This is a genomic window from Duganella sp. LjRoot269 (genome assembly GCF_964254095.1).
GTDB classification, from domain to species: domain Bacteria; phylum Pseudomonadota; class Gammaproteobacteria; order Burkholderiales; family Burkholderiaceae_D; genus Rugamonas; species Rugamonas hordei.
This window is the reverse complement of sequence record NZ_CAXUSL020000001.1, coordinates 3,777,542-3,791,305: the sequence shown is the minus strand read 5'-3', so window position 1 is coordinate 3,791,305 and position 13,764 is coordinate 3,777,542. Positions and strand designations below refer to the sequence as shown.

13 protein-coding genes are annotated in these 13,764 nt (G+C 68.4%); 7 read left to right on the top strand and 6 right to left on the bottom strand.

Annotated elements, in window-relative coordinates:
• Nucleotides 1-5: 5 nt before the first annotated feature.
• The 6 genes from ACSQ3S_RS16935 to ACSQ3S_RS16910 form a co-directional block, all read right to left on the bottom strand.
• Nucleotides 6-1,748, bottom strand: a complete 1,743-nt coding sequence (locus tag ACSQ3S_RS16935; protein WP_436143102.1) for a PHA/PHB synthase family protein — start codon at nucleotides 1,746-1,748, stop codon at nucleotides 6-8.
• Nucleotides 1,749-1,873: 125 nt separating this feature from the next.
• Nucleotides 1,874-3,448, bottom strand: a complete 1,575-nt coding sequence (locus tag ACSQ3S_RS16930) for an AAA family ATPase (protein WP_436143101.1) — start codon at nucleotides 3,446-3,448, stop codon at nucleotides 1,874-1,876.
• The gene (locus tag ACSQ3S_RS16925; RefSeq protein ID WP_436145039.1) at nucleotides 3,438-4,439 is read right to left on the bottom strand and encodes a zinc-dependent alcohol dehydrogenase family protein; all 1,002 of its coding nucleotides are present in this window, start codon (nucleotides 4,437-4,439) and stop codon (nucleotides 3,438-3,440) included. Before ACSQ3S_RS16925 ends, ACSQ3S_RS16930 begins: the two co-directional genes overlap by 11 nt.
• Before the next feature lie 50 nt (nucleotides 4,440-4,489).
• A complete protein-coding gene (locus tag ACSQ3S_RS16920) occupies nucleotides 4,490-4,927 on the bottom strand; it encodes a universal stress protein (RefSeq protein ID WP_176651011.1) in 438 nt (145 codons plus the stop codon).
• An 18-nt stretch (nucleotides 4,928-4,945) separates the two neighbouring features.
• Nucleotides 4,946-5,608 (bottom strand): BON domain-containing protein, encoded by a 663-nt coding sequence (locus ACSQ3S_RS16915; RefSeq protein ID WP_436143100.1) that lies wholly within the window; start codon nucleotides 5,606-5,608, stop codon nucleotides 4,946-4,948.
• 21 nt (nucleotides 5,609-5,629) lie between these two features.
• The gene (locus ACSQ3S_RS16910) at nucleotides 5,630-6,328 is read right to left on the bottom strand and encodes a lipid-binding SYLF domain-containing protein (RefSeq protein WP_436143099.1); all 699 of its coding nucleotides are present in this window, start codon (nucleotides 6,326-6,328) and stop codon (nucleotides 5,630-5,632) included.
• Nucleotides 6,329-6,572: 244 nt separating this feature from the next.
• Here ACSQ3S_RS16910 and ACSQ3S_RS16905 point away from each other — a divergent pair, with 244 nt between their 5' ends.
• From ACSQ3S_RS16905 to ACSQ3S_RS16875, 7 genes are all read left to right on the top strand, one after another.
• Entirely contained in the window at nucleotides 6,573-6,911 is a 339-nt protein-coding gene (locus ACSQ3S_RS16905) for a DUF5335 domain-containing protein (protein ID WP_176651014.1), read from the top strand.
• A 107-nt stretch (nucleotides 6,912-7,018) separates the two neighbouring features.
• The gene (locus ACSQ3S_RS16900; RefSeq protein ID WP_436143098.1) at nucleotides 7,019-7,720 is read left to right on the top strand and encodes a phosphoribosyltransferase; all 702 of its coding nucleotides are present in this window, start codon (nucleotides 7,019-7,021) and stop codon (nucleotides 7,718-7,720) included.
• Between the two features lie 47 nt (nucleotides 7,721-7,767).
• Complete coding sequence (dnaK, locus tag ACSQ3S_RS16895; RefSeq protein WP_413446183.1) at nucleotides 7,768-9,666, top strand: molecular chaperone DnaK; 1,899 nt, start codon at nucleotides 7,768-7,770, stop codon at nucleotides 9,664-9,666.
• Between the two features lie 4 nt (nucleotides 9,667-9,670).
• The gene (locus tag ACSQ3S_RS16890) at nucleotides 9,671-10,087 is read left to right on the top strand and encodes a bis(5'-nucleosyl)-tetraphosphatase (protein WP_436143097.1); all 417 of its coding nucleotides are present in this window, start codon (nucleotides 9,671-9,673) and stop codon (nucleotides 10,085-10,087) included.
• An 80-nt stretch (nucleotides 10,088-10,167) separates the two neighbouring features.
• Nucleotides 10,168-11,157: a PaaX family transcriptional regulator C-terminal domain-containing protein gene (locus tag ACSQ3S_RS16885; protein WP_436143096.1), complete on the top strand. Its 990-nt coding sequence runs from the start codon at nucleotides 10,168-10,170 to the stop codon at nucleotides 11,155-11,157.
• A gap of 104 nt (nucleotides 11,158-11,261) precedes the next feature.
• Nucleotides 11,262-11,561 carry a DUF1540 domain-containing protein gene (locus tag ACSQ3S_RS16880; RefSeq protein ID WP_436143095.1) on the top strand — a complete coding sequence of 100 codons (300 nt, stop codon included), beginning with the start codon at nucleotides 11,262-11,264 and terminating at the stop codon, nucleotides 11,559-11,561.
• Nucleotides 11,562-11,636: 75 nt separating this feature from the next.
• Nucleotides 11,637-13,646: a hypothetical protein gene (locus tag ACSQ3S_RS16875; protein ID WP_436143094.1), complete on the top strand. Its 2,010-nt coding sequence runs from the start codon at nucleotides 11,637-11,639 to the stop codon at nucleotides 13,644-13,646.
• Nucleotides 13,647-13,764 lie beyond the last annotated feature (118 nt).

Below are 13,764 nucleotides of genomic sequence, written 5' to 3'. Positions count from 1 at the left end.
CTGGCTCAGGGTTGCACCACGAAGCGCCCCGGCGCCGGCCCCAGCGTCCGGCCCAGTCCCATGGCCGGCGGCGCCACGCGCTGACGGTCCGAATGCCGTGCCAGCCACTGCTGCCAATGGGGCCACCACGAGCCTTCGGTGTGCTCGGCCTGCTCCAGCCACTGCTCCGGGCTGGTGTAGCCGATCGGCGCCACGTTGGCGGGATGGCTGTAATAGCTGCGGTTGGCGTGCCCCGGCTCCGAGACGATGCCGGCGTTATGGCCGCCCGAGGCCAGCACGAAGTCGATCGGCCCGTTGCACAGCAGGTGGATCTTGTAGACCGAGCGCCACGGCGACACGTGGTCGCGCTCGGTGCCCAGCACGAACATCGGGGTGCGGACATCGGCCAGCGCCACCGGCTTGCCGGCCACCTTATAACGCCCCTCGGCCAGATCGTTGTGCAGAAACAGCCGCCGCAGATATTCGCTGTGCATGCGGAACGGCAGCCGCGTGGCGTCGGCGTTCCAGGCCATCAGGTCGTTCGGCGCGCTGCGTTCGCCCAGCAGGTATTCGCGCATCATGCGCGACCACACCAGGTCGCGCGCGTGCAGCAGCTGGAACGAGGCCGCCATCTGGTCGCCGTCCAGATAGCCCTGGTCCCACATCAGCGCGTCGAGGAAGGCCAGCTCGCTGTCGTCGATAAACAGGCCCAGCTCACCGGGCTCGTGGAAGTCGGTCTGCGCCGCCAGCATGGTCAGCGACGCCAGCTTGCCCTGCGCGTCCAGGTGGCCCGCGCTGAGCGCCGCGGCGCCCATCGCCAGCAGGGTTCCGCCCAGACAGTAGCCGGCCGCGTGCACCGGCGCGCCGTCGCACAGCAGGTCGGCCTGCTCCAGCGCGGCCAGCAGTCCGCGCCGCAGGTAGTCCTCCATGCCGAGATCGCGGTCTTCGGCGTCGGGATTGCGCCAGGAAATCATCAATACCGTATGTCCCTGTTGCACCAGATAGCGCACCAGCGAATTGTGCGGCGACAGATCGAGGATGTAGTACTTCATGATCCACGACGGCACGATCAGCACCGGCTCCCGGTACACCTTGGCGGTCTGTGGCGTGTACTGGATCAGTTCGATCAGATCGTTGCGATAGACGACCTCGCCGGGCGTCAGCGCCACGTCTTGTCCGGGCACATAGGTCCGGCCAACCGGCTCCGACACCGTCGCGCCGGGCGGCGCCAGGCGCCGGCACAGATCCTTGCGCCAATTGAGGGCGCCATCGATCAGGCTGCGACCGCCGCTGGCGACCGCCGCGCCCAGCACCTCCGGGTTGGTCCACAGGAAGTTCGACGGCGAGTACATATCGAGCAGCTGACGCGCGGTGAACGCCACCACGTCGGCGTGATGCGACGACACGCCGGCTACGCCGCAGGTGGCCTGCTTCCAGAACTCCTCGGCGTGCTTAAAGACCTGCGCGTACCCGGAAAACGGCCACTGCCGCCAGGCGGCATCGGCGAAGCGCTTGTCGGCGCCGACGTCGACCGCCTGCGCGCCGCCGGCCAGGGCGCCGCTCCAATAGGCCAACAGTTCGCTGCACTTGCCCGGGGACACCGCCAGGTGCTGCCACCAGTCGTGGAACGCCAGCGACATCGCAATCGGCGACACGCCGCCCGTCATGCGCGCCACTTGGCTTTGCAGATATAAATCCAGTGCGTTGCGGCTGTCCATCGCCGCCGTGGGCGCCGGCGCGCCAGCCGGACTCGATATGGCCTTCAACATTGTTTTTTCCACATTCCCTCCCTGATCATCATCGGACGATTATGGTTGGCGGAGGTTCCTGACGTATTTGATCCAGGTCAAATACGTCAGCGATGTCGCTCACAGCACCAGGCCGCCGTGAGGGCCTACAGCCTGGCGCGTATCGCCACCGTCAATGCGGCGGCCCGCACGGCGTCCCAGCCGCCACCGGTATCGACCACCAGCGCGTGCGACTGCTCCTGCGCCTGCAGCGGCTCGCGCGTCTGCTGCTGATAGGCCAGCAGCTCGACTCCGGCGTCGGAGGCTTGCTCCGACTCGCCGCCACGCGCGGACAGGCGTGCCGCCAGCGTCGCCGCAGGGGTGACGATATCGAGCAATAGCCAATCAGCGCGGAGCCGGCGCGCCAGCCGGACCAGGCGCCGGCGCTGCCATCGCTGCAGAAACGCCGCATCCAGCAGTACCGGTTGGCCGGCCGCCGCCGCGCGACAGGCCAGCCGCAGCAGCCAGCCGTAGGTTAGACGGCTGGCTTGCCCGGTATAGATGCCGGCTCCTGGCGCGGCGGCGGCGCGCTGGCTGGCGGCCATCCCGTGCAGACGCTTGCGCTCGACGTCCGAACGCACGCGCACGGCGGCAAGCGGCTCGACCAGACTGTCGCACAAGGTCGACTTACCGCTGCCGGACAGCCCATGCGTCGCCAGCAGCAACGGTGGCGCCGGCAAGCTGGCTTGCAGCGCCCAGTCCAGATAGCGTTCCGCCTCGGCCATGGCTTGCCCCCTGGCCGCGCCATCGCCGCCGCGCAGCAGCGCCACCTTGGCCCGCACCAGCGCCCGCTGGCAGCGGTAATACGGCAGCAGCACCGCGCCGTCATAGTCCCCGCCGCGCTGGAGATAGGCGTCCAGCAGCCGCGCGGCCAGGTCGGCGCGGCCGCGGCACTGCAGATCCATGCAGACAAAGGCCAGGTCCTGCTGCACGTCGGTCCAGCGCAGGCCGGCGTTGAATTCGATGCCGTCGAACACCAGCACCTGGTCCGCCAAGGTCAGGATATTGCCGCAGTGCAGATCACCGTGGCATTCGCGCACCCAGCCGCCGGCCCGGCGCCGTGCGAAACGGCTGGCCAGCCGGCGCTGCTGCGCGTCCAGCCAGGCCGCCAGCCGCGCCAGCGTCGCACGCGCCGGCGAGGCCGGCGGCAGCAGCGCGTCCACTTCGGCCAGATCGGCGCCGGTGCGCTCGCAGATGGCCGTCGGCGTGCCCCACGGCGTGTCGGCCGATGCGCGCGCGGCGCCGGCATGAAAGTCGGCCAGCAGCAGGCCCAGGTCCCGCGCCTCGCCGGTATCAAGACTGCCGTGCGCCAGTCGTGCCGTCCACAGCGCCTGCTGGTCGAAGCGCAGCATCCGTACGGCGTAGTCCAGCACCGGCCCGGTGCCGCCGAACCGTGGCTGGCGCACGCTGCCGGTGACCGCTTCCACGCCAAGGTACAGGCTGGGCGCCAGCCGCCGGTTCAGCCGCAGTTCCTCCTCGCAGCAGCGGCGCCGCGCCTCGACGTCGCTGTAGTCGAGCCAGTCGAGCCGGAGCGCCTTCTTGAATTTGTAGGCGTGCGTGCCGGCCAGCAGCACCCATGAGATATGGGTTTCGATCAGCTGGCCGTCGAGCCGCCGCGCCAGCGCATGGATCAGCTGCCGCTGGCGTGCGGCGGCCTGCGCCAGCGGCGCGTCAGCGCCCATGGTCCGGCACCAGCACGGCCGCGCCGTCGAATGCGCCGGCCCTCAGGTCGGCCAGCGCTTCGTTCGCCTGCAGCAGCGGATACGTCACCGGCGCGGTGCGCAGGTCGATCTGCGCGGCCAGCCGCATGAACGCGGCGCCGTCGGCCCGCGTCAGATTGGCCACCGAGCGCAGGCTGCGTTCGCCCCACAGCAGCGCATACGGCATGGCCGGCAAGTCGCTCATGTGGATGCCGGCGCAGACCACCGTCGCACCCTTGGCGCAGGCGGCCAGCGCCAGGGGCACCAGCCGGCCGTCGGCGGCGAACAGGATGGCCGCGTCCAGCGGCACCGGCGCCGGGCCGCTCGATGGACCGGCCCACACCGCCCCCAGCGACCGGGCGAACTGCTGCGAGCGCGTGTCGCCGTCACGTGTGAACGCGTACACCTCGCGCCCCTGCGCCACCGCCAACTGGGCCACGATGTGGGCGGCGGCGCCGAAGCCGTACAAGCCCAGCCGCCTGGCGGCGCCGGTCATCGCATAAGCGCGATAGCCGATCAGGCCGGCGCACAGCAGCGGCGCCGCATGCACATCGTCGTAGCGGTCCGGCAGCGGCAGGCAATAGCGGCTGTCGGCCAGCGCGTAGCCGGCATAGCCTCCGTGCCGGTCGCAACCGGTGAAGCGGGCGCGGTCGCACAGGTTTTCCCGGCCGGCGCGGCAAAACGCGCACACGCCGCAACTGTGGGCCAGCCACGGAACGCCGACCCGCTGCCCCACCTGCCACCGTCGTACGCGCCCGCCGACGGCGCTCACGACGCCGACGATCTCATGCCCGGGCACCAGCGGCAGCCGGCGCGGCGCCAGCTCGCCGTCCAGCAGGTGCAGGTCGGTACGGCAGACGCCGCAGGCCGACACCCGCAGCAGCACGTCGTGGCCGCGCGGACGCGGCACGCCGCACTCGCGCTCACGCAACCGCGCACCGGCGCCGCTGTGTTCCAGCACCATGGCCCGCATGACGGCGCCCGCCGCCGGCCCGACCCTTCCCGTCGCAGGCAGATCGGCACTCAACGAAACACCAGCACCGGCAAATGGCAGTGGGTCAGCACTTTCTGGGTTTCGCTGCCCAGCAGCAGCGCCTGCACGCCCCTGCGGCCGTGCGACGCCATCGCCACCAGGTCACAATGATGCTGGAGCGCGGCGTCGATGATGGCTGCATACGGATGCTCATGCTCCATCGTCAGCGTGTCGCACGCCACGCCTCTCGAGCGGGCGGCGGTCGCCACCCGCTCCACGCAAGCGCGGGCCCGCTCCTGGCTATGGACCGCGTAGCCTTCCGGGGTATCGGCCAGCACCTCGGCGCGCGTGCTCAGCACGTGGAATGGCTCGGTCACGTGCAGTACCGTCAGCCGGGCGCCCGTCTCTTTGGCGAAGCTCAGGCACGGCGTCATGGCGGCGATGGACGGCGCCTCGCCGTCGGTGGGAAACAGGATATGTTTAAACATGGAAGGACCCCGGCGCCGTCAGCGCGTCAGCGTGGCATCGATGGTGATCAGGTTGTTGACGTGGGTCACGCCGGGGGCCAGCCAGGCCGCCCGCTCGGCCGCCTCGCGCTCGGACCATGAACGCACGCTGCCATGAAGCGTCACCGTGCCGCCGCTGGCCTCGACCCGCAGCCTGGCCGCATCGACCGCGGCGTTGCGGTGAAAGGCCGAGACGATCTTGCGCTCCACGTCGTGGGGCTCGACCGCCGGCCGCAGGTGTATCTGGTTGGTGACGCCGCGCACGCCGCGTATCCGGCGCACCGCCTGCTCGGCGCGCTGGCGCTGGTAGTTCCATTCCACCTCGCCCTCCAGCTTGAGCATGCCGCCGTCGGCCACCACCTGGATCGATTCGGCCGAGTGCGGCAGCTGGAATTTGAGCACGGAGGCCGCTTCGCGCGCGATGTCGGCGTCGAGCCGGCCCTCGCCGGCCAAGCGCACCTCGATATCGTTGGCCACGCCAGCCACGCCGACGACGCGCTGCGCGGCGCGTTCCGCGACGATCTTCTGGCTGTAGCTGCGGACAAAGCCGCTGAGCGTGACGATTTTCTCGCGCACGGAAACGCCCACGTCGGCCGCGGCCAGATCGGCATCCCAGGCCAGCTCGTGCTCGACGTTCTTCTTGATGTCGCTATCGGTCATCATGACTTCCTCCTTGCGTCGCCGCTACTTGGTGATGGTCGACGCCTCGCCCAGCGCCTGTTGCAGCGGCTGCGCCTGCGGATTGCTGACGGTGCCGGCGGCAATGTCCTTCGGCGACAGCGTGCGACCGTAGTAGGCGTTGGTCAGGTTTTGATTGAAGCGGATGTCGTTCAGTCCGATCGCCACGGCGTCGCCGAACAAGCCCTTGGTGCCGCTCCAGGCGACCACATCACCGGTGCCCGCCGTGCCCTGGGCCAGCTTGGACCAGTTGACCACGGTCAGGCCGGCCTCGGCGCTGAGGGCGAAGTTGTTTTTCTTCATGAACTCGGCGACCGCCTTGTCGTTGTTGAGGACCATGGCGATCGCCCCGCCCTCGGCGCCGACCTGCAGGCCCACCGTCAGCCCGCCGAGGTCGTAGAACGCCGGTCCGCTCCAGCTGCCGTCGGTGCGCTTGAGCAGCAGCAGGCCGGCGCCGCCGTGGGCGCCGACGCCGAGCGCCGCGCGCCCGTACGACGGCACGATCAGCACGCCCTTGGCCTGCTGCAGCAATTGCTTCATGCGCGGCTCGGCCTCGAGCTGGCGTACCACGGCCAGCGCGTCGCTGACGCGCCGCGTCGCGCTTTGCGCCGGCTTGGAACTGGTGTCGGCCTGGCTGGACTGGTTCGATTGATCAGCCTGGCCCGCCGCCTGCGCCACCGTTGCGCCGCAGATGGCCAATGCCACCAGACTAGCCAGTACGCTTTTCCGCTTGGTATGTTCAATAGGCATAGCGTTCCCTCCTGGGTTGATGTTCTTGCACACCCCTCGTGTACCGGATCATGCTAGTCCCGCCACACGCGTGACATCCTTGATCTCGGTCAAATGCGCACTGGATTGGCCCATTGGCGCTGGAGGGAATCCTCGGCCGCCGCGATGGTCAAAAACTGGAAGGCGGAGCTACCCGCCGCCATACCTTGGGAGACCAGCCATGACCACTACCAGCAAGCTCGAGAAAACAGCATGGAAGCCGTACTTCGATCACGTCTCCACCCTTCTGGAGGGAATGAACGTCGGCATCGAAGTCGCATCGCTGCAGATCGGCAGCCAGTTTGCGGCCGAATGGCTGCCGCTGACCGGCGTCGTCTACGATCCGAAAGACGACCTCATCGCGATCATGGCGGAGGGACTCGACCACATGATACGGCGCCCGCGCGAAGTGTTTATCGAGACCAAGGGCGTCAACCTGCTGAGCATGGAGGTGGTCGACGCCGACGGCGTCAGCCAGGTCATCCGGTTCAGGGAACCGCTGAAGCTGCCGGCACCGTAGGCGCCGGCCGGGCCGGGAACCAAACCGGCGGCCGCGCGTCCAATGCAAACGATGTCCCTCAAGCGTACGGAGGAAGAACGACAGCGCTGAATTTTCGAGGACCGCTCATGCGCAGACTGTTCAACAATCGACTGCACGCGGGCAAGCTGCTGGCCGGCAGGCTGCACAGCTACGCCGGGCGCGACGACGTCATCGTGCTGGGTCTGCCGCGTGGCGGCGTGCCCACCGCCTTCGCCGTGGCAGAGGATCTGGCAGCGCCGCTGGACGTGCTCCTGGTGCGCAAGCTGGGCCTGCCTGGCTATCCGGAATATGCGATCGGCGCAGTCGCAGGCGAAGGGCCGTGCCTGCTCAACCTCGAGGAGCTCAGGCTGCTCGGCATGCCGGCGGCCGCACTGAACGAAGAGGTCGACCGCGAACGCGAGGAAATCGCCCGCCGGGAAGTACGCTATCGCGGTGGCCGTCCGCCACCGCAATTGCGCGACCGGATCGTGCTTCTGGTCGACGACGGCATGGCCACCGGCGCCACCATGCGCATGGCGATCCTGGTGGCGCGCCAGGCGCGGCCGGCGAAAATCATCGTTGCCGTGCCCGTCGCCCCGCAGGAAGTCTACCGGGCGCTGGCCGGCGAGGTCGATGCGTTGGTCTGCCTGCACACGCCCCATCCGTTCCATTCGGTCGGCGAGTGGTATCGGGACTTCGAGCAAGTCGGCGACGAGGAAGTGGCCAGCCTGCTCGCGCGGGCGTGGCGCGGGGTCGCCGGCGCCACTATTTCCACGCGTATCTGTCGCAACAATTCGACGGCCGGTTGAACTCCGGCAGTCGGCGGCAGGTCCAACCACAAAAGGCGGAGGCTATCATGGGCAAGATGATCGGTATCGATCTCGGCACGACCAATTCCTGCGTGGCGATCATGGAGGGCGGCCAGGCCAAGGTGATCGAGAACGCGGAAGGCGCGCGCACCACGCCGTCGATCGTGGCGTATCAGGACGGCGGCGAAATCCTGGTGGGGGCGCCGGCCAAGCGGCAGGCGGTGACCAATCCGCTGAACACGCTGTTCGCGGTCAAGCGCCTGATCGGCCGCAAGTACGACGAGCAGGAGGTGCAAAAAGACATACACCTGATGCCGTTCAAGATCACCAAGGCCGACAACGGCGACGCCTGGATCGACGTGCGCGGCAAGAAGCTGGCGCCGCAGCAGGTGTCGGCCGAGGTGCTGCGCAAGATGAAGAAGACCGCCGAGGACTACCTGGGCGGCCCGGTGACGGAGGCGGTCATCACCGTGCCCGCCTACTTCAACGACGCGCAGCGCCAGGCCACCAAGGACGCGGGGCGCATCGCCGGCCTGGACGTCAAGCGCATCATCAACGAGCCGACGGCGGCGGCGCTGGCCTTCGGCCTGGACAAGACCGGCAAGGCCGACCGCAAGATCGCCGTCTACGACCTGGGCGGCGGCACCTTCGATATCTCGATCATCGAAATCGCCCAGGTCGAGGGCGAGAAGCAGTTCGAAGTGCTGTCGACCAACGGCGACACCTTCCTCGGCGGCGAGGACTTCGACCAGCGCATCATCGACTACATCATCGACGAGTTCAAGAAGATCAACGGCCTGGACCTGAAGAAGGACCCGATCGCCCTGCAGCGCATCAAGGCCTCGGCCGAGCGCGCGAAGATCGAGCTGTCGTCGTCGCAGCAGACCGAGATCAACGAGCCGTACATCGCCATGGCGAACGGCGCGCCGGTCCACCTGACGCTGAAGATGACCCGCGCCAAGCTGGAATCGCTGGTGGAACAGCTGATCGACGCCACCATCGCGCCCTGCCGCATCGCGCTCAAGGACGCGGGGCTGGAGATCGACAAGATCGACGACGTGATCCTGGTCGGCGGCATGACCCGCATGCCCAAGGTGCAGGAGGCGGTCAAGGCGCTGTTCGGCAAGGAGGCGCGCAAGGACGTCAATCCCGACGAGGCGGTTGCTGTCGGCGCCGCGATCCAGGGCTCGGTGCTGTCGGGCGAACGCAGCGACGTGCTGCTGATGGACGTGACGCCGCTGTCGCTCGGCATCGAAACGCTGGGCGGTGTGATGTCCAAGATGATCGGCAAGAACACCACGATCCCGGCCCGGTTCAGCGAAGTGTTCTCAACCGCCGACGACAACCAGCCCGCCGTGACCATCAAGGTCTACCAGGGCGAACGGGAGATGGTCAGCGGCAACAAGCTGCTGGGGGAATTCAACCTGGTCGGCATCGCGCCGGCGCCGCGCGGCATGCCGCAGATCGAGGTCGCCTTCGACATCGACGCCAACGGCATCCTGCATGTGAGCGCCAAGGACAAGGCCACCGGCAAGGAAAGCAAGATCACCATCAAGGCCAACTCCGGCCTGACCGAGGCGGAGATACAGAAAATGGTGCGCGACGCCGCCGCCCATGCCGAGGACGACCGGCGCCTGAAGACGCTGGCTGAGCGCCGCAACGCGGGCGAGGCGCTGGCGCACGCGACACGCAAGTCGCTGGCCGAATACGGCGCGCGGCTCGACGCCGCCGAGCGCGCGGCGATCGAGCAGGCCATCGGCGCGCTCGACACCGCGCTCAAGGGCAACGACCAGGCCGACATCGACGCCCGCATCGAGGCGCTGTCCGCCACCGCGCAAAAGCTGGGCGCCAAGATGTACGCCGGCACGCCGGAGGCCGAGACCGGCAATGTCCCGCCACAACAGGACGACGTCGTCGATGCCGACTTCAGGGAAGCCAAACACTGACGGCTTGAAACCACGTATTCTTTCCGCCGGCGTCGTGGTTCAACATCGCGGAGCGCAAGGTTGCCGCTATCTGCTGCTGCGCAGCTACCAGTACTGGGATTTCCCCAAGGGCCTGGTCGAAGCCGGGGAAAGCCCGCTGTCGGCCGCCTGCCGGGAGGTGCGTGAGGAAACCTCGCTGGACGCGCTGGCGTTTCCATGGGGGTATGCGTTCCGCGAAACGCCGCCTTACGGCCAGGGCAAGGTGGCGCGCTATTACCTGGCCCAGAGCCACAGCGACGACGTGCGCCTGCCGGTCAATCCGCAACTGGGGCGCCCCGAGCACCATGCCTTCCGCTGGCTGCCCTACGCCGCCGCGCGCGACCTGCTGCCGCTCCGGCTGATCCCGGTGCTGGACTGGGCGCATGCGTTGACCGAAGGTTAAGGCGGCCCGCGCTGCCGGCCGATTACGCGGTGTCAAGGCCGAAGTTTTTGATATGCATCAAAGAAATGCGGTTTGGGCCGGTGGGACAATCCATCCAGCCCATCACCGAGGACGACTATGATGCAGCACGACCTGGCCGCGGCGGCGCGATCATGAACGCCGCCGCCGAACACTATCTCAACCTGTACCTGGGTCAAGCCCGGCCCCGGCTGCGCACCATGCTGCGGCTGATGTTCAGCAGCGCCCAGGAATACGGGCACAAGAGCCTGTGGCTCGGCAGCGCCATCGAATTGATGCGGCCGCTGGGATTCCAGCAGCCCGCCGTGCGCGCCGCGCTGTTCCGGCTCGGCGTGCATCAGCAACTGCGCGTCGAGCGGCACGGCCGCCACAGCCTGTGCACGCTGACGCCGGCCGCCAACGCCGCGATCCTGACGGCGCGCCAGCGCCTCAACACGCCGCCGGAGCGCAGCTTCGCCGAGGACTGGACCATGCTGATCAACAGCGGCGGCATCAGCTCCGCGCGTTATGCCCGCGTCCGCCGACAGTTGCAGGGGCTGGACTACTGCCTGCTGGCGCCGAATGTGCTGGCCCGTCCCGCCGGCTACGCCAACGCCATGCCGTCGGCCGAAGACCATGGCCTGGCGCTGTTCCATGTCTGCGGCAGCCAGTTGGCGGCCGCGGTACGCCAGCCGCTGTTCGGACTGCCGGAATGGGACTTCGACGGCGCGGCGGCGCTGTATCAGCAGTTTGAAGAGCGCTTCGCGCCGCTGCTGCCGATGATCGGCCGGCATGATGCCATCGACGACGAGCAAGCCTACCTGATCCAGCTGCTGGTCAGCCACGGCTACCAGCACTGCCGCCAGGCCGATCCGCTGCTGCCGCAGGAGTTGCTGCCGGACGCCTGGCCGGCGACGACGGCCTACCGGACCTACGCGGCGCTCTACAACGGCTGCGCCGAGCAGGCGCGACGCCACCTGTTGAGCGTGACGGCGGCGCCGGACCGGCCGGCGGCCGCAGGCGCAGCCAGCCGCGCCTGCGACGAGCGGCTTGAAATGAGCCGGACTGCTTGATATAACGCAAACCCGCGATACGCGTGGGGACGCGCCTCCTCCCTCTCTCCGTATACTCCTTCAATGGGCGCGCTTCAATGCGCGCTCATTAGCCGGAGGTCATCATGAAACAAGTTTCCATCGAAATGCCGCTAGTCGCACAGTGCTCGGTTGTCGAGTGCGCCTACAACACAGACCGCTGCTGCCACGCCCGCGCCATCACGGTGGGCAGCGGAGTCCACCCCGGGTGCGACACCTTCCTCGACTCCGCACCGCACTCCAAGGCGGAACAACGCACCGCCGGCGTCGGCGCCTGCAAGGTCTCGGCTTGCCGGCATAACGACGATTACGAGTGCATGACCGATCACATCACCATCGGCCGCGACAGCAACTCCGTCCGCTGCCTGACCTATCAGCAGCGCTGAACCGCCATCGTCGCGACCATCATCGGCGCCACGCAAGCGCCTGCTTGCGCCAACTTTCTTGCAAGGGGAACCATCATGCAGCAACCATGGAGCAGCAATGCTGGATTACGCACGCACCTCATCGCCGGCGCTGTCGCCGGCGCCTTGGCCGCACTTGCCGCGCCCGTTGCGGTCTGGGCCGGCGAGCAGGCCGCGCCCGCCGCTGCCGACAACTTGGTCAGCGGCCCCGGCGACACCGAAGCCAGCCGGGCGCGCACCTGCATCTACAGCGTCATCAACCTGGGGCCGGAGGCTGGCGCCGCGGCCCTGCTCAACGAACGCGGCCAGGCCGCGTTCGGCTCCTTCATTGGCGGGGGCATCACCAACGGCTTCTTCGACGGCGACCGCGTGCACGATATCGGCTCGCTGGGCGGCAGCTATACCCTGATACACGGGCTGAACAAGCTAGGCGTGGTGGTGGGCGAATCGGAAGACGCCGAACAATTCAGCAACATCCTGGCGTTTGCGTGGACCGTGGGCGGCGGCATGCACGCGCTGCCCGGCACGACGGTCTCGAGCGCGCGCGCCATCAACGACCGCAACCAGATTGTCGGACAACGGCCAGCGCCCGGCATCGCCGCGCGCGCCGTGCGCTGGAATCCGGGCGGCGCCGTCATGCCGTTGGGACCGCTCCCGCTGTCGCTGTCGGAGGCCGATGCCATCAACCAGCAAGGCTTTTCGGCCGGCTATGCCGATGTCGCCGGCGGCGCGATCCACGCCATGCTGTGGGACCGCGCGGGCAACCAGACCGACCTCGGCACCTTGGGCGGCACCCTCGCGTTCGGCGAGCACATCAACGAGCGCAACGAAGTGGCCGGCGAGTCCGACAACGCCGCCAACGACAAGGTACTGGGCTTTTTCTGGAGCCGCGACAGCGGCATGGTGCAGATCAACGTCGAAGGCGGCGGCTCGCGCCTGATCGCCGGCCTGAACAACCGCGGCGAGGTGGTCGGCGACACCGTCATCGGCGAGCGCAGCGTGGCCTACCAGTGGGCCATGGGGCGCGGCGTGGTGCAGCTGCCGTCCGGCTCGGCCGTGAGCAGCGACGTGTTCGACATCAACAACCGCAGCGAGATGGTGGGCATGATCGAGCGGCCCGCCGGCGACGGCGGCGGCCGGCGCGCGGTGCGCTGGCCGGCGCTGACCGAGCCGATCGACCTGAACGCGCATCTGTACCGTCCACCTGCCGGGCTGGTGCTGGAGGCCGGCGCAGCCATCAACGACGACGGCGTGATCCTGGCCCATTCAAATGCCGGCCTGGTCATGCTGCGCCCCGGCACCCGCGGCACCGACGCGCCGGTGCTTGGCCCCCTGCTCGGCCTGCCGGACGTGATCGAGGTCGGACAGGACCTGGCGCTGACGGTCGGCTTTGTCGACAACGCCGCGGCGCAGACCCACACGGCCAGCGTCGCCTGGACCGACCAGTGCGCTTCGCCGGCGCCGACGGTAAGCGAAGCGCGCGGAGTCGGCCAGGTCCGATTGCGGCACCAGTTCTGCGCCGCCGGCTATTACACGGTCAAGGCGCAGGTCACCGATTCGGGCGGCCGGTCCACAGCGGTCCAGCGGGACATCGTGGTTGATGCGTCCGGGCTTGCCTCGCTCAGCGGCAAGGGCACGCTGGCCGGCGGCGGCGCAGCGGCCGCGCGCGGCTTTCGGGACCTGCCGCTGCACTTTGCGCTGTGGGCGCCGCTGGCCAGCGGCACGCAGAGCAAGGCTGCCGCCGGCAGTCCTGTCGTCATGTTGTCCGGCCCCTTCCATTTCCGCAGCGATCAGGTCAGCACCGCCGCATCGTCCGGCCAGCAGGCGCGCGTCGAAGGCACCGGACTGCTCAATGGCCGCGCCGGCTACCGCTTTGCGCTGGAAGCCTGGGATGGCGGCAAGCAAGGCGCCGGCCCGGACCGCCTGCACGTGCGGGTGACGCATGCGGACGCGGCCACCGGCGTCGAAGCGGTCGACTACGACAATGCCGCGCCGGCCAAGGCCAGGACGGCGCTCGCGCTGGACCGTACCGCCGTGGCGGAGGGCGGGCTCAGGCTGCGGAATTAGCGATATGAATGGGCCTGCCGGCCAAAAAACGTCCGCTGATTGGTGAATTTCGCAATTGCACACTCAGCATGTTCATTGCACAATACGGAGATGAGACACTCGACACTTGTTCGCCATG